At 32.3% G+C, this 24,078-nt stretch carries 26 protein-coding genes and 1 tRNA gene; all 27 read right to left on the bottom strand.

Going from position 1 to position 24,078, the window contains the following annotated elements; translation table 11 throughout:
* Positions 1-37 precede the first annotated feature (37 nt).
* On the bottom strand, positions 38-340 hold the full coding sequence (gene rpmA, locus N3C_RS02040; RefSeq protein WP_074364410.1) for a 50S ribosomal protein L27: 303 nt from the start codon (positions 338-340) through the stop codon (positions 38-40).
* A gap of 4 nt (positions 341-344) precedes the next feature.
* Positions 345-683 (bottom strand): ribosomal-processing cysteine protease Prp, encoded by a 339-nt coding sequence (locus tag N3C_RS02035; protein ID WP_074364409.1) that lies wholly within the window; start codon positions 681-683, stop codon positions 345-347.
* A gap of 2 nt (positions 684-685) precedes the next feature.
* Positions 686-1,000: a 50S ribosomal protein L21 gene (gene rplU / locus N3C_RS02030; RefSeq protein ID WP_074364408.1), complete on the bottom strand. Its 315-nt coding sequence runs from the start codon at positions 998-1,000 to the stop codon at positions 686-688.
* A gap of 158 nt (positions 1,001-1,158) precedes the next feature.
* On the bottom strand, positions 1,159-2,601 hold the full coding sequence (locus N3C_RS02025; protein ID WP_074364476.1) for an Rne/Rng family ribonuclease: 1,443 nt from the start codon (positions 2,599-2,601) through the stop codon (positions 1,159-1,161).
* Between the two features lie 66 nt (positions 2,602-2,667).
* Positions 2,668-3,375 (bottom strand): TIGR03936 family radical SAM-associated protein, encoded by a 708-nt coding sequence (locus N3C_RS02020; RefSeq protein WP_074364475.1) that lies wholly within the window; start codon positions 3,373-3,375, stop codon positions 2,668-2,670.
* On the bottom strand, positions 3,350-5,212 hold the full coding sequence (locus N3C_RS02015) for a TIGR03960 family B12-binding radical SAM protein (RefSeq protein ID WP_074364407.1): 1,863 nt from the start codon (positions 5,210-5,212) through the stop codon (positions 3,350-3,352). Before N3C_RS02015 ends, N3C_RS02020 begins: the two co-directional genes overlap by 26 nt.
* Positions 5,213-5,329: 117 nt before the next feature.
* On the bottom strand, positions 5,330-6,184 hold the full coding sequence (locus N3C_RS02010) for a M50 family metallopeptidase (RefSeq protein WP_074364406.1): 855 nt from the start codon (positions 6,182-6,184) through the stop codon (positions 5,330-5,332).
* A 20-nt stretch (positions 6,185-6,204) separates the two neighbouring features.
* A complete protein-coding gene (locus N3C_RS02005; protein WP_074364405.1) occupies positions 6,205-6,990 on the bottom strand; it encodes a M23 family metallopeptidase in 786 nt (261 codons plus the stop codon).
* Positions 6,991-7,206: 216 nt separating this feature from the next.
* Entirely contained in the window at positions 7,207-7,587 is a 381-nt protein-coding gene (mgsA, locus tag N3C_RS02000; RefSeq protein ID WP_074364404.1) for a methylglyoxal synthase, read from the bottom strand.
* A gap of 18 nt (positions 7,588-7,605) precedes the next feature.
* The gene (gene rodA, locus N3C_RS01995; protein ID WP_074364403.1) at positions 7,606-8,733 is read right to left on the bottom strand and encodes a rod shape-determining protein RodA; all 1,128 of its coding nucleotides are present in this window, start codon (positions 8,731-8,733) and stop codon (positions 7,606-7,608) included.
* Positions 8,734-8,851: 118 nt separating this feature from the next.
* Positions 8,852-9,118 carry a cell division topological specificity factor MinE gene (gene minE, locus N3C_RS01990; protein ID WP_074364402.1) on the bottom strand — a complete coding sequence of 89 codons (267 nt, stop codon included), beginning with the start codon at positions 9,116-9,118 and terminating at the stop codon, positions 8,852-8,854.
* A 5-nt stretch (positions 9,119-9,123) separates the two neighbouring features.
* On the bottom strand, positions 9,124-9,924 hold the full coding sequence (minD, locus tag N3C_RS01985) for a septum site-determining protein MinD (RefSeq protein WP_074364401.1): 801 nt from the start codon (positions 9,922-9,924) through the stop codon (positions 9,124-9,126).
* Positions 9,925-9,939: 15 nt separating this feature from the next.
* Complete coding sequence (minC, locus tag N3C_RS01980; RefSeq protein ID WP_074364400.1) at positions 9,940-10,569, bottom strand: septum site-determining protein MinC; 630 nt, start codon at positions 10,567-10,569, stop codon at positions 9,940-9,942.
* Positions 10,570-10,738: 169 nt separating this feature from the next.
* Positions 10,739-13,576 carry a penicillin-binding transpeptidase domain-containing protein gene (locus N3C_RS01975; protein WP_074364399.1) on the bottom strand — a complete coding sequence of 946 codons (2,838 nt, stop codon included), beginning with the start codon at positions 13,574-13,576 and terminating at the stop codon, positions 10,739-10,741.
* 12 nt (positions 13,577-13,588) lie between these two features.
* The gene (mreD, locus tag N3C_RS01970; protein WP_074364398.1) at positions 13,589-14,077 is read right to left on the bottom strand and encodes a rod shape-determining protein MreD; all 489 of its coding nucleotides are present in this window, start codon (positions 14,075-14,077) and stop codon (positions 13,589-13,591) included.
* Complete coding sequence (gene mreC, locus N3C_RS01965) at positions 14,074-14,937, bottom strand: rod shape-determining protein MreC (RefSeq protein ID WP_074364397.1); 864 nt, start codon at positions 14,935-14,937, stop codon at positions 14,074-14,076. Before mreC ends, mreD begins: the two co-directional genes overlap by 4 nt.
* 2 nt (positions 14,938-14,939) lie before the next feature.
* Positions 14,940-15,953 (bottom strand): rod shape-determining protein, encoded by a 1,014-nt coding sequence (locus tag N3C_RS01960; protein ID WP_074364396.1) that lies wholly within the window; start codon positions 15,951-15,953, stop codon positions 14,940-14,942.
* Between the two features lie 17 nt (positions 15,954-15,970).
* Positions 15,971-16,657, bottom strand: a complete 687-nt coding sequence (radC, locus tag N3C_RS01955) for a RadC family protein (protein WP_074364395.1) — start codon at positions 16,655-16,657, stop codon at positions 15,971-15,973.
* A gap of 13 nt (positions 16,658-16,670) precedes the next feature.
* Positions 16,671-17,246: a Maf-like protein gene (locus N3C_RS01950; RefSeq protein WP_074364394.1), complete on the bottom strand. Its 576-nt coding sequence runs from the start codon at positions 17,244-17,246 to the stop codon at positions 16,671-16,673.
* A 13-nt stretch (positions 17,247-17,259) separates the two neighbouring features.
* On the bottom strand, positions 17,260-17,523 hold the full coding sequence (locus tag N3C_RS01945; protein ID WP_143312572.1) for a DUF4321 domain-containing protein: 264 nt from the start codon (positions 17,521-17,523) through the stop codon (positions 17,260-17,262).
* A 206-nt stretch (positions 17,524-17,729) separates the two neighbouring features.
* Positions 17,730-18,446, bottom strand: coding sequence for a hypothetical protein (locus N3C_RS01940; protein ID WP_074364392.1), 717 nt, complete (start codon positions 18,444-18,446; stop codon positions 17,730-17,732).
* Between the two features lie 171 nt (positions 18,447-18,617).
* Positions 18,618-19,139: a GNAT family N-acetyltransferase gene (locus N3C_RS01935; RefSeq protein WP_074364391.1), complete on the bottom strand. Its 522-nt coding sequence runs from the start codon at positions 19,137-19,139 to the stop codon at positions 18,618-18,620.
* Positions 19,140-19,218: 79 nt separating this feature from the next.
* Positions 19,219-19,398 carry a hypothetical protein gene (locus N3C_RS15550; protein WP_441294404.1) on the bottom strand — a complete coding sequence of 60 codons (180 nt, stop codon included), beginning with the start codon at positions 19,396-19,398 and terminating at the stop codon, positions 19,219-19,221.
* 87 nt (positions 19,399-19,485) lie between these two features.
* Positions 19,486-19,568, bottom strand: a tRNA-Leu gene (locus N3C_RS01925).
* Positions 19,569-19,863: 295 nt separating this feature from the next.
* Positions 19,864-20,439 carry a lytic transglycosylase domain-containing protein gene (locus tag N3C_RS01920; protein ID WP_074364390.1) on the bottom strand — a complete coding sequence of 192 codons (576 nt, stop codon included), beginning with the start codon at positions 20,437-20,439 and terminating at the stop codon, positions 19,864-19,866.
* Positions 20,440-20,456: 17 nt separating this feature from the next.
* Positions 20,457-21,059, bottom strand: a complete 603-nt coding sequence (coaE, locus tag N3C_RS01915) for a dephospho-CoA kinase (RefSeq protein ID WP_074364389.1) — start codon at positions 21,057-21,059, stop codon at positions 20,457-20,459.
* 53 nt (positions 21,060-21,112) lie between these two features.
* Positions 21,113-23,752: a DNA polymerase I gene (polA, locus tag N3C_RS01910; RefSeq protein WP_074364388.1), complete on the bottom strand. Its 2,640-nt coding sequence runs from the start codon at positions 23,750-23,752 to the stop codon at positions 21,113-21,115.
* Between the last annotated feature and the right edge of the window lie 326 nt (positions 23,753-24,078).

Raw genomic sequence — 24,078 nt, 5'->3', positions numbered from 1 at the left:
TCATTATTTTAAAAAAAGCACCCTCGCGGGTGCCTTTTTATTCTGCAATTGCTTCTTCAACATCTACAGGATATACGCTTGCTTTTTTCTTGTTTCTGCCTAGTCTTTCATATTTAACTACGCCGTCAATCTTAGCATAAAGTGTATCATCCTTACCTATGCCAACGTTAGTTCCAGGATGTATCCTAGTACCTCTCTGTCTAACCAATATGTTACCAGCTAAAACGAATTGTCCATCAGCGGACTTAACGCCCAATCTTTTAGCTTCACTGTCTCTACCGTTTCTGGAGCTACCTACTCCTTTTTTGTGAGCACATAACTGAAGGTTAATTATCAACATACATTTACACCTCCTCTACGGACACTTTTATATATTTACCGTAATTAACTTCTAAACTTTTAAGTCCTACAAGCATTGTTTCTAAAAGCACACTGCACTTATCAATTTCTTGAGAACCTAATTGAGAAATATCCAATTGTATATTTCCCTCTTCTGCTACATATGGAGCTTTTAATTTAAGCACTTCCGTAACACCTAAAATAGTTACTTGAGCTAAATTAGAAACTACTCCACATACAAGATCATCATAAACAACTTCGTCTCCTTCATAATATTCAGCGTGTCCGCTTACTTTAAAGGAAACTAACTTACTATCTTTTTTTATAAATCTTATATCAATCATAATTAAGCTTCAATCTTTTCGATAAGTAATCTAGTGTATGGTTGTCTATGTCCTTGCTTTCTTCTATAGTCCTTCTTTGGCTTATACTTGAAAACTATAATCTTCTTAGCCTTATCCTGAGCAACAACCTTTGCAACAACCTTTGCTCCTTCAACAACAGGCTTTCCAACTACTAATTCTCCATCAGCCTTGGAAACTGCAAGAACATCTGTTAATTCAACTGTTGAATTAACTTCAGCGTTCAATTTTTCAACGTTAAGATAGTCTCCTTCTTGAACTCTGTATTGTTTTCCACCAGTCTTTACTACTGCGTACATTAAAACACCTCCTCTATCCAGTCTCGCCATTACAGGTACATGGAGTTAACCATGTTTTAGCAAAACCCTATCTGTGCGGTCTACAAAAGCCATTGTATCACATGGATCATATTTTGTAAAGAAAAAAGTAAAAACTTAAACTGATCTGTCAAAGAACGCTAATTAATTAAGTATTTTTGTACCTCTTCTATTTGCTTCTTAAAAATCATAGGTTCTACTTTAAAGTTTTCAAATTCCCCATCAATGAATTTCAAATAAATCCTCTTACCTTCAGCTTCTATACTATTAAGAAAGCCTTGAGAACTTTCCTCTACAAACCTTCTATAATAGCTGTTTAACATAATAAGTATATCTTTTATTTTACTATCGTTATCTACCCTTAGCATTTCATTTTTTATAAGCATGCAAACATAGGAGAACTTTAGCTTTCTACCATGTCCTTTACACTGTTTACACTCTTCCAAAATATAGTTTTCTATAGGTAATGCTTTTCTTCTTCTGGCAATTTGCACAAGACCTAACTGAGTAAAAGGATATATTATAGTTTTATTTTTATCATCTTCAAAACCCTTATGCAATTCTTCCAATACTTTATTTTTATGGCTTTCTTTTTGCATATCTATAAAATCTATTAGAATAATTCCACTTAAATTCCTAAGCCTAATTTGTCTAGCACAAGTTTTAGCAGCTTCAAGATTGGTCTCCAAAGCTGTTAGCTCCCGAAGGTTACTTCCTACATTTTTGCCACTGTTTACATCAATAACATACATGGCTTCTGTATTTTGAATAACTATATAGCCACCACAGCTTAGGTTTACTCTCTCGTTTTTTAAATGGCTTATCTCCTTCTCTATACCATAAAAATCAAACAAGGACCTATGACCTTCATAGAGCTGAACCTCTGTGCTTATATCTTTCTTATCTATTACATATTCCTTAATAGCTTCAAAATCTTCCTTTGAATCTACTATAATTTTTGACACTAATCCATCTAGATTATCTCTAAGCACTTTCCCAATGGTACCTCCACCATTGTATAAAAGTCCAGGTTTAATCTTATAGCTGCTTTCCTCAATAATTCGCTTATATTGCCTGTATAATTTATCTATCTCTTGATTTATTTCATCTAAAGATACTTGCTCTGCAGCAGTTCTTATCTTAATTCCTATATCACTAGGCTTCTTAATCCCTTCCCTAATTTCTTTTATGTATTCTTGAGAGCTTATTTTTGAAGAAAAACTTATACTACAGTTATCTGTTAATAAGACACAATATCTTCCTGGAATAGAAAAGGCCGATGTGACCTTAGCTCCTTTTTGCCCTAGCTCCTCCTTTACTACTTCTACTATTAACTCCTGCCCTTTTTTAATATTTCTTTTCTCAAATTTACCTTCGAGATATAAATAAGCATTTTTTTCTAAACCGATATCTAAAAAAGCACTTTTTAGAGCAGGAATGATATTTTTTACTACAGCTTTATAAATTTGCCCAGGATAAGGAGCGTGTCTTTCTTCCTCTATAAAACAATCTGATAAACTACCACTATTTTTAATAGCTACCCTTAGTATTTCTTTTCGGCGTTCTATAAATATTTCTTTCAAATTTAACACCTCTATAGTTATAGAGAAGCTGTTTGTTCTCAATTTTCAGCTTCTCCTCTGATATTTTTATTGAAAATATGAATCTATAGAAACATATTTACCTTTTTTTAAAGTATAGATTTCCTGTCTCTCAACTTCTACAAAACTATTTTCCTTTACTCCTCTAGTATTAGCTTTTATGTAAGAACTTAATAAGTCTGGAGAAAGATTTTCTTTGCTACCACAGGCTAGCATGGCTTCAATCACTATGCTGCTACCTTCAATATTAAACTTAAACTCTTTTACCATTCTTTTAATATCTACTTCCTTTTCGCCCTTCTTGCCTTTCTTTATAGTAATCCATTCTTCCTTATTAAGTAGATTTTCTATATCTTCGTAACCCTTCTCTACATCATCATAATTTATCTTAATTTTATAAAGAGCACATTCTATTATTGAAGCAACCTGGGGAATCTTTTTACCATCAGGAAAAGCATCCGGTACTTTTATAGCCTGAAAAAATTTGATAGCTGGAGGAGCACTGTTATTTAACTTATTTATCATAAGCTCTTCATTAAGCTCCTCAGTAAATACCACATCCAAATACTCTCCCTTTGAATACACCCCCACAGATAGAGGCTGGGCGATAGATAAATTCATATGGGGATTAAAGCCTTTAGAATACTCTACTGGAAGGCCTGCCCGTCTAAATACCCTATGGATAGTCCTCATTAAATCTAAATGGGATATAAACTTTATATCACTTTCTTTAGCGAACTTTATTACATACCGCACCTTGGAAACACTTCCCTTCTTTAAAGTTAACATTTATGCCACAAAGCTTACAGCCTAATCTGCAATCTGGTGTTAACTCCATATTTTTAGCTCTTTCATTTTCCTTGATCAAGAAGTCCTTATCTACACCTATGTCAATGAAATCCCAAGGAAGTATTTCACTATATTCTCTTTCCCTATAAGCATAAAAATCACCATCAACACCACATTCCTTAAAGGCTTCCATCCATAGATCAAAATTGAAGTATTCTGACCATCCATCAAATCTAGCGCCCTTTTCATAGGCCTTAATCAGAACATCGCAAAGTCTTCTATCTCCTCTAGCAAATATAGCTTCCAGACAACTTACCATGGAATCATGCCAATTATAAGTTATTGCCCTATCTTTAATATTTGATCTTATAGCTTGAATTTTTTCCTTTACCACATCCATCTTATCTTGGGCAGCCCATTGGAAAGGAGTAAAGGGTTTTGGAACGAAAATAGATGTGCTTATAGTAACCTTTAAACCCTTGTGTCTAACTTCTTTAGGCACCTTAAAATATTCTCTAACTACCTTTTCTCCAAGTTCTGCAATGCCTATTACATCTTCTATAGTTTCATAAGGCAGTCCTATCATAAAATAAAGCTTTATTGTAGACCAACCGGATTCAAAGGCATTTTTCACAGCGGTCATCAAATCTTCCTCTGTAACACACTTATTAATTACATCTCTCATCCTTTGACTTCCAGCTTCTGGCGCAAAGGTAAGACCTGTTTTTTTAACCTTTTGAATCTCCTTGATTAAATCCACTGAAAAAGCATCGATTCTTATGGAAGGTAGGGAAACAGAAACCTTATCTTCCTTATGCTTTTCAATTAATGAGAACACTAAATTTTGAATATCAGAGTAGTCGCATATGCTTAAAGATGTTAAGGACAACTCATCATATCCAGTGGACTTTAATAGCGCCTCTGCTTGCTCTATTAGCTTTGGCACTCTTTTCTCTCTAACTGGTCTGTATATCATACCTGCTTGACAAAATCTACATCCTCTTGTGCATCCTCTAGAGGTTTCTAGCATTATCCTATCATGAACTATTTCTGAGTAAGGCACTATCATTGCCTCTGGATAAGGATTATTATTAATATCTGGCATAAATCGTTTTACAATCCTAGATGGTACATCCTCATATTTAGGTTTAAAGGATTTTATAGTTCCATCTTCCTTGTACTCTACCTCATAGAGAGATGGTACATAAACTCCTCTAATCTTACACATTGCTCTTAAAATTTCACTCTTACTATACTTGCCCTTCATGCTTTTATAAAGATCTAGAATTTCATTTATTGATTCTTCTCCTTCACCAATTTGAAAAACATCTCCAATGTCATAAAGGGGTTCTGGATTGTAGGCACAGGGACCTCCAAGGATAACTATAGGGTCCTCTTCTTTTCTTTCCGATGCCCTAACTGCTAAACCTGCCATATTCAACATATTAAGTATGTTAGTATAACTCATTTCATATTGCAAAGTAAAACCAATAAAATCAAAGTTATTTATAGGATCTTTACTTTCTAAAGCATAAAGTGGCACCTCATTTTCTCTCATAAGTTTTTCCATATCCGGCCAAGGTGCAAAAACTCTTTCACAATAAGTATCATCTCTTTCATTCATAACGTGATAGAGAATTTTCATTCCCAAATGTGACATTCCAACCTCATATACATCAGGGAAACACATAGCAAATCTTATATCTACCTTTTTTGGATCTTTTATTATACTATTTAGTTCCCCGCCGATATATCTAGCAGGTTTTTCAACTCTGAAAAGTATATCATCATTAATCTTATTCATGTTACATCCTCCTAAGGCACAATTAGACAATAGTTTCATTCTACCATAAAGACAAAAAATAAAAAAGTGGCTTCCACATGAGTTATTAGCAAATTTTCAACTCATATGTCAGCCACCTTAAGTATTCTCATCACGATACTTTATAAATTCTTCTATGGTAATATTTCCATAGGTTTTTAAGCCTTGTACTATTTCTTCTTCATATATTACATCCATGACCCTCATATCTTCATCCAGTACCGTAAAAACATTATATTTATTTTTATCCATAATGCTAAGAAGATTTATTAATTCTCCCTTGTAGTATACAGATATATTTTTATTCTCCATATACTTAGTACTAATAAATCTATTCTTCTTCCTAATGATGTCACTCATTATGATATACACTATTCTTTCTCGTTCTTTGTAGGAGGAAATTATCACAAATACTCCAATTATAGCAAAATTGTACTCGGGAGTTTTTAGAGTTAAAGAAATAAAAAATGCACCTAAAATGCAGTAACCAAGTACCATACTTACCTTCACCGTTATTTCATTAGCCCGCCTATATATTATTTTCATACATAAACAATCCCTCAAAACTCTCCCCCCGTCTAGAGGAAAAGCAGGAATAAGGTTAAAGATTCCCAAAGATAAGTTACTCTTTATGAGAAAACTTATGGTATCACCAGGATAAATAGTACTAATATAATATAAAATAGCTGCTAATAAAAGATTAAATAAGGGGCCTGACAATGAAATTAGCAAATCTTCAAAGGGAGTAGCCTCATCTAAATCTTTAAGCCTAAGCACTGCTCCTATTGGCAGTATTTTTATGTCAAAGCCCGAAAATCCAAAAGCAACAGCGGTTAAATAATGAACGATTTCATGGAGAATAACAAGTATGAAAGAAACCAAAAGTTCTCCTCGAAAGCCTATAACTATTAATAGGAATATATAGGGAATAAAAAACTTATTTAATTTTATCATTTATGTCTCCTAAAATATTGCTAAGACTCACTTGAAAACTTTAGGTACTCTTGAGGATCCTTGTTATCTGCCATATATATCAACTCAAAATGCAAATGTGGAGTTTCAAATTCACTGTCACTACCACTGGTTGCTATGACCTCCCCAGCTTTTACCGACTTTCCTACTTCTACTTTCATCTCCTTTAAATTTGCATACTTTGTTTCAACTCCTAATCCATGATCTATAATTATATACTTTCCATATTCCTCATTTTCGCCCAAATATTTTACAGTGCCATCAGCACAACTTTTAATTTCTGTATCTACCGGTACCTCTATATCTATACCATAGTGAAAAGTTTTCTTATTAGTAACGTTGTCAACACTGTCACCATAAGGACGAATAATCTTACCTTTAACAGGTTCAACAAAGGAGTTTCCTATGGTATCTTTTATAGTAGATTCACCGGTAATACCAGATTTTATAGTCTCTATGTAATTATTTATAGTTTCACTTATTTGCTCCATATTCAAACTTGTAATATTAGTATATATCTCATTATAATCATAACTATAATCAACCATAAACTTGCAATACCTGTAAAATTCTATAGTCCAAGGTAATTTAACTAATTTGCAAAATAAGATAATTGATAGTAAACAGAAAACTCCAACCAGATCCCTTAATAATCGCTTTAAAAGCTTACTATTACTATTTTGAACGGAGTTACTTTTTGGATAGTAATTTGTCCTTCTATTAGTAGAATGCTTATTATTTACCAGAGAACTATAATAGGATTGATACTGTGACCTATAACTTCCCATCTTATCCTCCATAATTAACATTATCACTTTAACTATTAACTTATTTACATTATAGAAAAACTATAAATCTTTAGTTTTTTAATCCACGGCTAAATTAAATTTTCATGATGGAAGCCTTTAGCATTACAATTATATATATTATTTTTACATAAGATTTATGCTTTTTCTTTCAAACAAAAAAATCGACTAACGTCGATTTTTCTCTGATATTAAAAATTAATTTTTATTTTCTCTTAATCTTAATGCCTGAACAAAGATTTCTGCTGATCCTACATTGGTGGCTAATGGTATACAATGCACATCACATAATCTTAACAAGGCAGTAACATCCGGTTCATGAGGTTGGGCTGTAAGTGGATCTCTTAGGAACATAATCATATCTATTTCACCTTCTGCTACTTTACCACCTATTTGCTGATCTCCACCTAAAGGTCCAGATAAAAACCTATGTACCTTAAGACCTACTATTTCAGAAATCAACTTACCAGTGGTACCGGTAGCAAAGAGTTCATGTTCTTTAAAAACATCCTTGTACCTTTTTACAAACTCAATCATATCATCTTTCTTTTTATCATGTGCTATTAATGCAATCCTCATAATTTCCTCCTTTGTTTATTAAAAATTGATTTTTTTCTTTCGCATACCAATATTTAACACCAAACCTAAAGCTATGAAATTCGTTAAAAGGGAACTTCCTCCATAACTCATAAAAGGAAGGGTTATACCAGTTATAGGTAGTATACCTATAGTCATACCTATATTTTGAATTACTGAAAAGAGAAAAGATGAAAAAATCCCTACACAAATGACATTTCCAAATATATCTTTACTCCTTCTTGCTATCTTTATTATTTTGAAAAGTAGAGTAAAATATAAAATTAGCAAAAATATACCTCCAATTAACCCCCACTTTTCTCCTACTATAGCAAATATAAAATCCGTATAGGATTCTGGTACAAATTGAGATACAAAACCTGTTACTGCTTTTTCACCAATTTTAGAACCATTTCCAGTTATGCCACCGGACCCTATACCGATTTTTGACTGTATAAGTTGAAGTCCATCTCCTAGTTCATCTGATTCAGGGTTTAAAAATACAGTCAATCTTTTTTTCCAATAAGCACGCATAAGGCCTGAATTCCAAACCCCTGCTATTAAAATTACTATACCAATCAATCCACTTACAATCACCTTTACATTAAGTCCAGACATAAAATAAATTCCCAAAACTATAAAAAAGCAAACCATTGTCATTCCCATATCCGGTTGAACAACTATAAGCACAATAGGAATTAGAGCATAAAAGGTTAAAGTGAAAAAGTTTCTTACATTATTGATATTCCCTTCCATATCTTCTAGCTTCTTAGCCAGCATTATTATCATTCCAAGCTTTGCAAACTCAGAAGGCTGTATAGCTCTACTTCCAATACTAATCCATGAAGATGCACCATTTACAGCTTTACTAGTGAGATCATTATATATAAGCAATACTACACCTGCCCAATAAATTAACGGTGCATAATTAGAAAGTATGGTGTAGTCTATAATGACAACTATATACATAACTGTGAGACCAACTAACAACCATAAAAGCTGGAGCTTTACATAATAGAAACCAAGCTTACCTCCAGTAGCATTATATATATTAATACAGCCAAAAAGAACTATTAGAACAGCCACAAATACAATTCCAAAATCAAAATGTTTAATTAATTTTTTATTTAAAGTAAATCTATCAAGCATATCTCACCCTCCAATACCATAAATTATATCAATTTATATATAAAAAAGCTACGTATAATATTACAATTTAAAATTGAAAAAGTGCGGAATTTTTCCGCACTTTTCCCAAAAATTTATTTTATCTTTCCTTAGCCTTTCTAATTGGAATATTTGCTACTAAAGCAGGTAAATTTCCCTCTTCATCATCTGTCCTAGTTAAAGCAATTTCAACTTCTGAATTATCAATCTCTACATATTTTGAAATTACCTCTAATATTTCCCTTCTAATAGATTCCAAAACCTCCGGTGAAAGTGATGATCTATCGTTGATTAATATCAATCTTAGTCTATCCTTTGCCACATCTTTTGATGACTTGTTCCCCCCAAAAAATTTCATTAAATTCATATACCCTAACCTCCTATTTTAAAGAGCTTCTTGAAAGCATGTAATAGACCGCCACCTTCTCCCTCTAAATTCATAAGAGGAACTTGTTCTCCTGTAATTCTTCTAGCTATATTTTTGAAGGCCTGACCAGCAAATGCTTTATCATCTAAAACTATAGGTTCACCTTTATTAGTTGAAATTGTTATATTTCTATCATCTGGAACAACACCTAATAACTTAATTGATAAAATATCATTAATGTCCTCAATATTAAGCATTTCACCTTTCTTTGCCATATCTACATTCAATCTATTAATTAATAGTTGATGATCTTCTATACCTTTTGCATCCAATTTTCCGATAACTCTGTCTGCATCTCTTACAGAAGTTACTTCTGGATTAACTACGATAATAGCCCTATCAGCACCAATTACTGCATTTTCAAAACCTTGCTCTATACCTGCTGGACAATCAATTAATACATAATCAAATTCTTCCTTTAATTCTTTAATTAAAATTAACATGTCTTCAGCCTTTATATCGTTCTTATCTCTAGTTTGAGCTGTTGGAAGCAAGAAAAGATTGTTAAATCTCTTATCCTTTATCATAGCTTGTTTAAGTCTGCATCTATTTTCAATTACGTCAATTAAAGTGTATACTATTCTATTTTCCAAACCCATTAATACATCTAAATTTCTTAGACCTGTATCACCATCAACTACAACTACTTTTTTCCCCATAGCTGCTAAGGCTGTTCCTATATTTGCAGTAGTAGTTGTCTTTCCTACTCCACCCTTACCGGATGTTATTACTATTGATTCTCCCATTTTACTACCTCCGTGCTATAAAAATTTATTTGGTAAATAAGGTTCTACAATAATTGAACCGTCCTTAATCTTAGCCACTTCCGGAAATTGAGGCTTTTCATTATCTTCTGGAGCCCTTGTTACCAAAGTTCCAATCTGTAGTATTTCTGGTTGCAATGAAAATGCTGCCACAAAAGCTCTGCTATCTCCACCCATACCAGCACGTACATAACCTTTTAAATTACCTAACACTATCACATTTCCTGCGGCTTGTATTTCCGATCCTGGATTTACATCTCCTATTATCACCAAGTTGCCAGGATATTCAATTCTCTGACCACTTCTTATGGTTTTTCTTACAAACTTAGTTCTTCCTTCATAGATTCCTGTAAAAGTTTTAGGTTTAGGTTCTTCATATTCTTCAAAAATACATTCTTTAATATCAAAATCTCTTAGAAGGACATTCCTAAGTCTTACAGCATCTCGTTCATTGATTCTTTTCAATTCTGTAGTTATTTTCAACGTTGAGCCTTTATAAAATCTTCTACCCCTAGAAAGCTTTTCTACGAGTGCTTCCAGCATATCATCGAAATTTCTGAATTTATCCATATCAATTACTGTAACTAAGCCTTCACGATTACCTTTTATTAATATCCTGTCCTCCATAGAAAAAACCTCCAAATGAACAATAAGCACAACAAATATATACTTCAATAAACACTGATTAAATTCCTTCTTAAATTTCAAATAATTTTATATATCTTCTAAAATTCTAACAAAAAAATCGAGGAAATTCAACGTAATATGAATCTCCTCGATTTTTTATCTAAATACCTTATGGATTCAAAGTATAATCAAATTTAGGCTGATAGCCTGGGTATTGTTTTAACTCTTCACTAAAGTATGCTTCATAAATAGCCCTTGCTACATCAGCTACATAGCCACCGTGACCAGCATCAAAAATTACTACACAAACAGCTATTTCTGGATCATCATAAGGAGCAAAGCCTACATATAATCCATAGGATGTTCTACCTACAGACTCCTGAATACCATCTTCCTTATAAGTAGCTGATCCTGTTTTACCGGCAGTCTTAATTGGAAAGTTTACGAAGGAGCTAGAAGCGGTACCAGATTCGTCTGTAACTAAGCTCATCCCTTCTTTTATTGCTTCTAAATTTGCTTCTTTCAATTGAATTTGGTCTAAAACCTCAGGTTTAGTCTCATAAACCACCTGACCAGAGGCATCTACAAATTTATCTACCAAATGAACTTTATATCTTGTTCCACCATTGGCCAAAGTTGCTATATAGCTAGCTAACTGAACCGGTGTAAAATTATTAGTACCTTGACCTATAGCCGCATTAAGTATGTTACCAGGTGTAGTTATTTGAGTAATAACATCGAAGGTAACATAAGTAGAAATAGCCTCTGCCATGTTTTTAGCATCACTTTCCTTATATTTACCACGATTTTCTTCCGGTTGAGCATTTATCAAATTTTGAAATAAAGGAACTAGATCTGCTTTTAGCTTTTCATATATGGAGTAAGAATTCTCAATAGTATAATCTCCATTTATATATTCTGCAATCCTTGCCTTTAAATCCTCTTTAGCCTTTGCTAATTCATCACTATCCTCTTCATTCTTATTAATATCAATAGGGGTAAAAGTGATGGTAAGTCCACTTGCCTGATATACACCTGCATTAAGTTTTTCTGCTATATTATATTTTGAGTAAAATGCATATTCTTTTTTATTATATTCATTATTATAAGTTTGACCAAAGGATTCCGCTATTTCCAGTCCTGTACTTTGTTTAACATTTGATTTTGGATCAGATCCTAATCCAAATTTCCAAGCATACTTTGCAATAGCATCTAAACCATTTTTTTCATATAGCTTGTATCCAGTTGCATAATAGTAATAGTTACAGGATTTCTGTAATGCTGTCTTTACATTTACATTGCCATGATGTGAATGACAATGCCAAGTTGTGGAACCTAATTTATACTCATAATTATCATAAATTATCTCGTTTGCAGTTGCTATACCTTCCTCTAAAACCGCAACGGATGTCATTGGTTTAAAGGTTGACCCAGGAGGTACTAAAGCAGTAGTAGCATAATTATAAAACGGTTTTGGATACACATCATATTTATCTCTTCTTATAATAGTGTTACCATCTGAAGATTCTATTGGAAATAATTTATCTACAGTGATACCATACTTATTTAACTGCATTCTTTTAATATATTCTTTTCCAAAGGACTCTAAGTCCGGTTGAAAAAACTGCTTACTCAACTCATTAGTTAATTTTCCTGGTATTGAGAACAAATTAGGATCATATCCTGGTAAGCTTGCCATAGCTAAAACCCCACCAGTTTTAACATCTAATACTACTGCAGCACCTCTTGTAGCATTACCAGTGTCCATTGTTCCGCCAGCTTCTGAGTGATATCGTTCTGTAGTTTGCAATGCAGTCATTCTATCCTGCAAAGCTCTTTCTGTTACCGCTTGAAGTTTACTATCCACAGTTAACACCAGATCTTGACCTGGATAAGGTTCAAGCTTAAATAACTCTTCTGTTTTTCGACCTTCTTTATTAACTCTTATGGTAGTTCCACCCTTGGTACCTTTAAGTCTGTCTTCAAAAGCACTTTCTAGACCCGCAATACCAACATAATCAGAGCTTACATCATAGCCTTTTTCTTCATATTTTTCTGCATTTGTACCACTTATTTTGGAGATGTACCCCAAAAAGTTAGAACCTAAAGAACCATTAGGATAATACCTTATAGGCTGCAAAGAAACATCAATACCTGGTAAAGTATTTTTTACTTGTTCAAAAAGAAAGGCTGTTTTTTTAGTCATATTTGCAGATATAGTAACTGGCTTATACCCGCTATAACTTTGAAGATAAATTGCATCCTTAACTACCATAAATTTTCTAACTTCATTTACATCAAATTTATCTAGCACCATTTTACCAATATCTTTATTGGTAATTTCACCATTATTTCTTCTTTGAAATAAGACTTTTTCCTCATCTTTACTTAGATTAAGAAGTTTATATATATCATACTTTACAATTAAATAATAAAATACGTCTTCAGCACTTATCTTCATTAGTTTTTCATTTATTTTTTCCTTCTGTTCGTCAGTGAGTTCATTAGAAGAAATTTTGGGATATAATTCTGCTCTAACAACATCATTTAATCCTCTTTCAGTTTTAAAAAACAACTCTAAAGCTCTTTTCGTATCTGGATCATCGGTATTAAATTCAAATCTAAAGGGTTCTACCTGAAGCTGAAACTCATCTAATAATTGATCTTGAGCTCCATCTGATTCTGTATTATCCTTTGAAGCTTCATCTAATAGTCTAAAAACCTCTTTAAAGGTATTAAAAAACTGTTCTTTTCCTTCTTCACTTTCCATATAAACTAAATTGTAACTTTGTATGTTTGTAGCTAAAACTTCACCATTTTTGTCCAATATTTTCCCTCTTGGAGCAGCTTCAGGTACTTGTCTAATAGATTTGGTATTTGCTCTATCGGTATAATCTTCACCTTTAATTACTTGTAAGTAGAATAATCTTAAGATTATTAAGGAAAAGAATATCGCCATAATAACTATCAATCCAGTATATCGATTAAATTTCTTATTTATCTTCATGGAGTATCCCCCTTAAAACTTCCATTGTTTTTTCATAAAAGGTTTTTGTAACAACTTGTAAAGGAACTTATATAAAAATATACCCAAAACCATAGTATATATGGAAGTAAATACTACAGAATAAATTTCTATTGTTATTCCAATAATGTGAAAGATACCAAAAACTAAAACTCCTTTTAACATGGAAAGTCCAAAAAGTGACAAAACAGGAATCAATAATTTTTCTCTAAATATGTTATCTCCTATTAGCACTGATAATATACAAAGGAGGATATTTACTAAAGGATTTATTCCTATTACTTGACATAAATATAAATCTTGAAGTAATCCTGAAATAACGCCTACTTCTATGGCATCCCAATAATCATTGTTTATCGAATAAAAAATTATAAACATAAACAAAGAACTAGGGTAATAATCTTTGATCGCAAAAAAAGGCAGAAGTGTATTATCTATTATAAATAGACATACACATATTAAAATCACCATTAGTCTTCTCATTGTTGTAATTCCTCCCCTATATACTTTTCAGCGGACCTATCTTTAGGAAGAATCACAAAAACCTCTTCTAATCGGTTTAAATCAACATAAGGCTTTACTATGGCCGTTTTCATAACCCTAGATTTGTCTTCCTGCACCTCAATGACTTCACCGATTCTTATGCCCTTTGGATAAATATAACCATCACCAGATGTAACAATAACATCTCCCACTTTAATTTGAGAATCCATAGAAATAAAATCAAGTATGGCTAATACATCCTGATTTCCATCTTTATACCCTCTCAATATACCTGTGTCACCAGTATTTTGATCTTTAGCTCCTACTCCTATATTTTCATTGGATATACTTTGTACAATGGACCAAGTATCACTGGCTACTGTAACTTGACCAACTAGTCCCTGAGCTGTAGCTACAACTCTTCCTTTAATTACACCATCCTTAATACCCTTATCTATAACATATCCATCTAGTACATTATTACCACTAACACTTAAAATTTCACTTACAACATAATCATACTGATTATTTCTCTTTGTATAATCTAAAATTTTTGCCAATCTTTCATTTTCACTTTTTACCACATCATACATGAGTGCTTTTTCTTCCAGCTCAGCATTTCTTTCTCTAAGGGCTTCATTTTCATTTTTTATTTCTTTAAAGTTAAAAATAAAGCTAAAAAAGCTATTAATATTATCATTAATGCTATAAAAAAAACCTTGGATGCTGTTTAGTACAGACCCTGCTCCATTTTCCAATATTGTTTTATTTTCTCTTTTAACACTAGCAGCTATAAGTACTAAAAACGTAACTGACAGTATTACAACTACTACTGCCAGTTTATTTTTTAAAAACTTCATTTTTATCCTCTCTTCTTGCTTATTCTGTCAAAGTACTCTAGAGCTTTACCAGCACCTAAGGCTACACAATCCAATGGAGACTCAGCTATGTGTACAGGCATATGGGTTTCTGAATTTATCAACTTATCAAGACCTCTTAATAAGGCTCCTCCACCAGCGAGCATAATACCCTTTTCCATTATATCTGCAGCTAATTCTGGTGGTGTTTTTTCCAAGGTTGTTTTAATAGCATCTATAATTGAAGCAATGGTTTCTTTTAATGCACTTCTGATTTGAGATTCAGTAATAGTTATAGTTTTTGGAAGACCTGAAACTAGATCTCTTCCCTTTATATCCATTGTTTTTTCTTCTTCTCCTGTATCATAGGCAGATCCTAATTCCATCTTTACTGTTTCCGCTGTTCTTTCTCCAATCATCAGATTATACTCTTTTTTAATATAATTAATTATAGCCTGATCTAAATCATCTCCTGCTACTCTTAAAGACTTACTTGTAACAATACCTTCAAGAGAAATAACAGCAACTTCAGTAGTACCACCACCAATATCAACTATCATACTTCCCGTTGGTTCATCTACAGGAAGACCCGCTCCTATAGCAGCTGCCATTGGTTCCTCCATTAGGACCACTTCCTTAGCCCCTGCCTGTTTTGCAGCTTCATCTATGGCTCTTTTTTCAACCTCAGTAACCCCTGAAGGGAAGCATACAATAATTCTTGGACTAGCAAAAGTATTTCTACCTATTACTTTACTAATAAACTTTTTCAACATAATTTGAGTGATATCGAAATCTGCAATAACTCCATCTTTCATTGGTCTTATAGCCACAATATTTCCAGGAGTTCTACCTATCATCTTTTTTGCTTCTTCTCCTACTGCTAAAACCTTCTTGTTAATACTATTTATAGCTACAACAGAAGGTTCTCTAAGTAAGATCCCCTTTCCTTTAACATATACCAAAGTATTTGCTGTACCTAAATCTATTCCCATATCTCTAGAAATTGAAAATAATCCCATTGTCGTTCTCCTTTCAATTACAATATTCCTTTTTCTTTCATACTTATATAAGAACCATTACCTATTATGATATGATCCAAAATTTGTATACCTATTAACTTACCACATTCTGTCAATCTGTGGGTTATATTTACATCTTCATTGCTTGGTGTAGGATCTCCAGAAGGATGATTGTGACATATTATTATAGAAGCGGCATTTCGCTTTATAGCTTCTATAAAAACTTCCCTAGGATGTACTATAGAAGTATTAAGACTACCTACAAAAACATCTTTCATCAATATTACTCTATTTTTTGTATTAACTAGAATAATCCTCAAAACCTCTTGCTTTAGAGTTCTCATAGACTCCATCACCAAATCCGCCACCGCTGAAGGTGAGTTTACGCTGTACTCCTCACCGGATTTATAAGACCTAAAGCGCTTTGAAATTTCCGCTAATGCTAAAAGTTGAGCAGCCTTAGCTTTCTTAATACCTTTTAACTTCATAAAATCCTGGGCATTAGAAGTCAGTAGGCCATTAAGCCCACCTGTCTCTATTAGTATTCTGTTACAAAGCTCAATTATGTTCTCTCCCTTGCTCCCACTCCTTAATATTATTGCTAACAATTCACTATTGGAGAGATTTTCAGGCCCGTATCTAAATAACCTTTCCCTAGGCCTTTCATTTAGTGGTAAATCCATAATCTTAATTGCTTTATCCATAAACCTACTCCCTTTACAGATTTACCCCTATCCCCTTTAATATGTTCTTAAGCTTATTTATAGGAAGACCAACAACGTTATAATAACATCCATTAATCTTCTCTACAAAAACTCCGCCATAACCCTGTATACCGTATGCTCCGGCTTTATCCATAGGTTCTCCAGTATGTACATATCTTTCCATTTCCTCTTGAGTTAACTTAGAAAATGTTACTTCTGTCTTTGCATAATCACTTACTAATTGGGAATTATTAGTATTTAACACTGTTAATCCTGAAAAAACTTCATGAGTTCTACCGCTAAGCTTTTTCAGCATAGCTATAGCCTCTTCTCCGTCTTTTGGCTTACCTAATACAACACCATCTAAAGCAACTATAGTATCACAGGCTATAATTACAGCATCATCCTTAATCTTTTGTGCAGCTGCATAAGCTTTTCCTCTAGATAATTGGATGACATAATTACTATAGTCTCCTTGAAATTCAATGCTGCTTTCATCAAAGTCGCTTACTATAACAGAGAAGTCGTCTACCAGCTTAGTAAGTAGCTCCTGCCTTCTTTCTGAAGCAGAGGCTAATATTATTTTCATGTTTCATCACTTCCTAGTATTTTCTATATAGTATTATTGCCAAAATTATACCAACTATAGACATAACATTTAACTTTAAATTTACTCCTAAGCTTAAAGCGAAAACTCCTAAATTTAATGTTACCGGCGAAGCTGTACCAATAGTATATACGTGATTCATAAAATTTAGTGCGCTAATATTGGCTAACATTTCACCTAAAAGACTACCGGTAAGAGCTCCCAATAATACGAAAAAAATAAAAAAAGCCGTAGATTTCCCTGAACCTTTCAAATCCATCCCTCTCTATTGAATAATCAAGCATTTATAATTTGTCGTCAACAACCTTTTTTATGGTTATGACATAAAAATTTCACTTGTTTACTCATTGATATTACATCTTTTATAGTTTATCATTTAATAAAAGTATAAACAAGTATGTTTGTACAGTTAAACAAAAAATTCACAATAAAATTTTATTAAAAAAGCGCTGCTTAATGCAACGCTTAACTTGCTTTTTTTGTCCCTATTTTCAAGATTACTTTATATATAAATAAATAACCTTCTTCTACCTTACTATTATCAATTTCTTCCGGTAATGAGTTAATATAAGCTTTATATTCTTCAATCAAATTATTTTTTTCACCATTCTTTTCTAATTTTGCTGCTTCTTTTTCAAACCAGTTTTTATATTCCTCTGTCTTCACTGATGCAGCATTACTTTGACTTAATGCATTTAGTATCTGCAAATGCCCCTTTATTATCTCCACTAAAAAATTATTAAACTTTTCACTAGTATCTACCACATAAGTAACCTTTGAATTTGGTATACTTTGCAGATCCAATTTATTCTTTACACTATCATATTCTGATTCCATAAATATACCCACAAATACCCTGAACTTTCCTTCTTCTTCCACCATAAAGGGTACACCCACAGCCTTGAGACTTTCCTTTTGCATCTTAGCATTATTTTCAACTCCGTAATAACCAGCTTGGACTAATATAAAATTATAACTATTGGAACTGGTTTTATCCCTTTTCTGTTGAGTATTTGCTTCTCCTCCACTAGTTTGAGAATTTGTCTTATTACCACTCTTTAGAAACATATTAGATAGTAGGGTGCCAATAAGTACAGCTGCTAAAACTATGCTTAATAACATAACTACAAAAGACATCTTATCTCCTTTTTTCCTTCTATAATCGTATCTTGTGTATTTCATTTTATCACCTCACTTAATCTCTTAAAATAACAATTTCAAAATATCTTAGAAATAAATTGAACCTATTGTTTTAAAAAATACATCTCCATACATAATATTAAATATCTGGTATTCATATGTCACAAAAAACCCGACATCCTTTGTCGGGCATTGAAGCTTTTTTTAAAATTATTAGCATTGACTTTTTTCTAGTCGCTTAAATATTAACATATCTCTTTCTTTTCCCTTAATATTAAAAAAGTTCCTCGAGATTCTATGCAACACAAAGCTGTTTTTTGTCCAGAACTTAATAGCTTCCTTGCTTCCATCTATAATACTAGTATAAAAATTATATATACCAAAATTCTTTTCAAAATACTTAATTGTTTCTAATAAAATTCTACTACCTAAGCCTTCTCCCCTAAGATTACAATCTAATATAAAACACCCTATAAAAACATCATTAGGTTTTTTAAATTCTACTCTACCTTTAAGTATACCAACAAGCTTGTTATTCTTAATAACTTTTAAAAAGAATTCATTTTCGCTCATATAATATTCCAAAAATCTATCATCAAGCTCCGATATATCTGTCCACAATTCACTGTTCTTCGAATTCATCTCTTCCTGCATCCAATCCTTTATTATTTGCACATCTTCTTTTTCCACACTACTCAATCTTATATCATCTATAAGCAATTCAATATCAAACATTATAATATCACCTCACTTTTATAAATAATATTTCTACGCAAATAATGATTTTTCCTGCTCTTTTAAATCTATTTTTCAATTAACCTTTTGATTTCATATACGATACTTTTATCAAAAAAGCAAAAAGAGAGGTTTTACCCTCTCCAATAATCTTAGTTATATCCAAAATACCGGTACTCCAATTTTGACACCTATCTCTCGATAGGTGGGTGTCCTCATAGATGTCTCTATCGCCTTCAATGCCGTAATAAAGTCTCATAAGATGGTACATATCAACATCAGGATATTGGACTCCCGTTTCTTTAATGTAGGTTCAAAATAAGAGCTTAACGTATATTTCAGAATTTGGTGCGAGAGACGGGACTTGAACCCGTACGGTCTCCCACACGCCCCTCAAACGTGCGCGTCTGCCGATTCCGCCACTCTCGCATATTCTTAGTTACAGTGAAAGTTCTTCAACTTATTACACTGCCCTCTAACAAGTACCATTCTACTACGGTTTTTTTTAAACGTCAATAGGTAAATTATGATATATTCCTTTGTGTTAAAAAGGTGTTGATGAATAAAATTTCAAATTAAAACTTCTAAATATGTTTTGATAATAAAATGTTGATGGAAAAGTATTTTCAGTCCATCAACATTTAATAAAAGATAGCCATATATTTTTACATTAAGTAACGGTAAACTTTTTTTATTTAATAATCACTTAATTACATCAAATATTCTATGAGATATTCAATTTATTCTTATACAAAAACTTATATATGTTATAATTTGCTTCAATCTTTTTTACATACTTATTCGTTTCTTCATAAGGTATATAGTCTAGTTTCTTCCCATCAAGAGAATACTGCTTATTCTCTAACCAATTGTTAACTCTACCTCTTCCAGCATTATAAGATGCTAGTATTAAATCTAAGTTATCACCAAACTCTTCTCTGAGGTTATTTATATACCAGCACCCCATCTTTATATTTGTTTCTGGATCATATAACATTTTTTCTTCATAGTTTTCAATTTTCATTTTACTAGCTATCCACTTACCGGTTTCACCTGTTATTTGCATAAGCCCTCTAGCATCTTTATGAGAATTCGCCTCTACATTAAAATTACTCTCTGTTTTAATCATTGCCGCCACTACATATGGATCAATATTATACTGATTAGCATATTTCTTTATATACTCCTCATATTTTAATGGATACAGTATATAGGCCATCCTTCTTGCAGCTACAAATAGAGCAGCCAAAACTAAAATTACAAATATACTTGAACTTACTTTTCTTTTTCTTTTTTTCATTTTATACCTCAGTCAGACTACTTTATATAAACTTTAATAACATTCATAATTTCTTCTACCTGTTCCCTCATGTACTTTAAATCTTTATCATTATCTATGATAAAATCAACGTACTTCTTTTTTTCTTCCAAGCTCATTTGTGAATTAATTCTATTCATAGCCTGTTCTAAACTAATATTATCTCTTTTTCTTAATCTTTCAATTTGGGTGTTCTTTTCAACCCAAACTAAAATATTCATGTCCATCTGCTTATGTATCCCTTGCTCAATCAAAGTTGCAGCATCTACAATACATATTTTTATGCCGGACTTTTCAAGTTCATCAATCCTTTTAAAAATTTCTTCTTTAATTGGTGGCAGCATTATATTATCTAACTTTAATCTTTCGCTGCTATATTTAAAAATGTAGTTACCTAAAGCTTTTCTATCTAAACTGCCGTCTTCTTTAAAGAAATGATCTCCAAAAGTACTTCTTATTTTCTCAAGAAGTTCAGGATATAAAATAAGCACTTCTCTAGCTATTACATCTGCATCGATAACGTTGATTCCAAGCTCGGTAAAAGCCTTAGATACTGTGCTTTTTCCTGATGCAATTCCTCCGGTAAGACCTATTTTAATCAATTCATTCACCCTTTCTAGCTTAGGTCTTTCACTTTAAATTTCATTGAAAGATCTTATTTTGCATCGTACCAAGTAGCTCCAACGCTTATATCAACTTCCAAAGGTACCGATAATTTTAATACACCTTCCATTTCTTTTCTAACCAGTTCCTTTATTTCTTCTTCTTCATCCTTATATACATTTAATATAAGTTCGTCATGAACTTGAAGAATTAAAGTAGACTTGTAGTTTCCTTCCTTGAGCTTGTTGTACACATTAACCATGGCAAGCTTAATTATATCCGCTGCGCTACCTTGTATAGGAGCATTCATGGCTAATCTTTCTCCTAGTGCCTTAGTAATCTTGTTAGTAGCATTAACCTCCGGCACATATCTTCTTCTGTTAAGAATAGTGGTAACATACCCCTTCTTTTGAGCCTCTTCAATTACAGAATTCATATATCTTTTTACTCCTGGATAACTTTCAAAATAGGTATCCATATAACTTTTTGCTTCTTTCTTGCTTATTTTCAAATCCTTCGCTAAGCTAAAATCACTTATTCCATAAACTATACCAAAATTAACAGCCTTAGCCCTGCTTCTCATTAATGATGTTACTTCATCTATCGGAACCTTAAACACGTATGATGCGGTTTTTGTATGGAAATCTTTATGTCCTAAAAAGGCTGCAATTAGATTTTCATCTTGACACATATGTGCAAGAACTCTAAGTTCAATTTGAGAGTAATCCGCTGAAAGAATAACACAATTTTCATCATTAGGTTGAAAAACTTTCCTAATCTCTTTACCCATTTCATACTTTATAGGTATATTTTGCAGATTAGGTTCCGTACTAGAAAGTCTTCCTGTGGTAGTCACTGTCTGGTTGAAGTTTGAATGTATTCTTCCATCCTCTTCTAAAACATTTTTTAAACCTTCCACATAAGTAGAATATATTTTTGCTATCTGCCTGTAGTATAGAATCTTCTCCACTATTGGATGTTTGTCAGAAAGCTCCTCTAAAACTTCAGCATTGGTGGAATATCCAGTTTTTGTCTTTTTTATTACAGGCAAATCTAATTTTTCAAATAAAATTTTCCCAAGCTGTTTAGGAGAATTTATATTAAATTCCTCATCCGCTAACTCATATATTTTCTTTTGTGTACTTTCTATTTCTGATTTAAACTTTACAGAAAGTTCTTCTAGCATATCATAGCTTACCTTAAAACCATTAGCCTCCATACTAGCTAACACCCTTGATAAAGGAAGCTCAATATCATAATAGAGCTTTTCCATTTCAAATTCCTTTATTTTTTCTGCCATCTTACTATAAAGCTCTGATAGGTACATATTTTGTTTTACTTCATATTCTAATCCTGCACCCTTTACATCCTTACCTATATACTCTCTAATTAAATCTATTAAAGGATAATCCCCTTTTGATGAATCTATAATATAAGCCGCCAGCTTTATATCAAAATCTAATCCTTCCACTTCAACTCCTAGCTTTTTCAAAGCAGTATAAGAGTTTTTCATGTCATAACCTACTTTTTTTAATGAAGACTCTGAAAAAATTCTAGATAATAAACCCACCATTTCTTCCCTATTAGACTCAATAAGCTTCTTTACTTCAACAACATAGTTTTCCTTTTCATCTGTAGTTAAGATAAAGTAATTCATTTGAAGCTTGCCATAAACAGTTTCATTTTCTATATAGGGTGTTATGTATAAGATTCCTTTATAACCATCTAACTTTTCCGTAAGCTTTTTAAGCTCTTCTATCTCACTGATAATTTCATAGTTACACTCTAAATCATCTTCAAGACTACTTTCAGCATCTGAATTTTCAGCAGGAAATTTATCCAGCAAGGACTTAAATTGCATTTTAAAGAAGAACTTTCTAATTCCTTCTAAATCAAAGCTATTCTTAGACTTAATATCATCCAAATCAATTTCTATAGGAACATCTCTTATAATGGTAGCAAGTTTTTTACTAAAAATCGCACTTTCCCTATTTTCTATTAAGGTTTCTTTTAATTTTTTTCTAGTAATATTCTCTATATTGTCTAGCAAATTTTCTATGCTTCCATATTCCTGAATTAACTTGTAAGCAGTCTTTTCACCAATTCCAGGAACACCGGGTATATTATCTGAAGCATCACCCATTAAGCCCTTTACATCTATAAACTGGCTTGGTGTAACTCCATATACTTCTATCATCTTATTTTTATCATAAATTTCTTTTTCTGTTATACCCTTTTTAGTAATAATAACTTTAGTATTATCACTGGCTAATTGAAGAGCATCTCTATCCCCTGTTAATATATAAACCTCCATGCCTTTATCCTCTGCAAATTTTGAAAGGGTTCCTATAAGGTCATCTGCTTCAAAACCATCTATCTCAAAAATATTAATACTCATCATTTTTAAAAGTTCCTTGAGAGGTTCAAACTGCTCATGAAGCTCTTGAGGCATCTTTTTTCTTCCAGCCTTATATTCTGTGTACTCCTTATGTCTAAAGGTTGGAGCCTTTCTATCAAAAGTAGCAACGATATAATCTGGCCCTATTTCCTCTTTAATTTTTAATAACATATTTGTAAATCCATAAATAGCATTTGTATGTAAACCCTCTGAATTTGTAAGAGGTGGTAATGCATAAAAAGCTCTATTCATTAAACTGTGCCCATCTAAGATTAACAACTTTTCCATAATCATTCCTCCGACAAGTCTTTGGTAATATTATTTCCTAATATAGGAAAATTATTTACTCTATGTTATTATTGTAACCTTTATTAGTTTTTTAGTCTACCACAAATATGCCTGAATACTACTTTCATTTCGACATTAGTAAAAGTAAAAAAGGTCGTTAGTGTAACCATCGACCTTTCACTTTCCATTTAACATTAACCTATTTTTAATCTTTCTCATAGAAGGATAGAACTGCTCTTTTAATAAATATTCATTCCATTCATTTTCATCAGTTACTGAAATCCATACTAATTCTAAAATTTTTCTATGACTTACAGTTTCACTACCTACTT

This window comes from Clostridium sp. N3C (genome assembly GCF_900095445.1).
Classification (GTDB): domain Bacteria; phylum Bacillota; class Clostridia; order Clostridiales; family Clostridiaceae; genus Clostridium_AU.
This window is presented reverse-complemented; position numbering and strand designations above follow the sequence as displayed.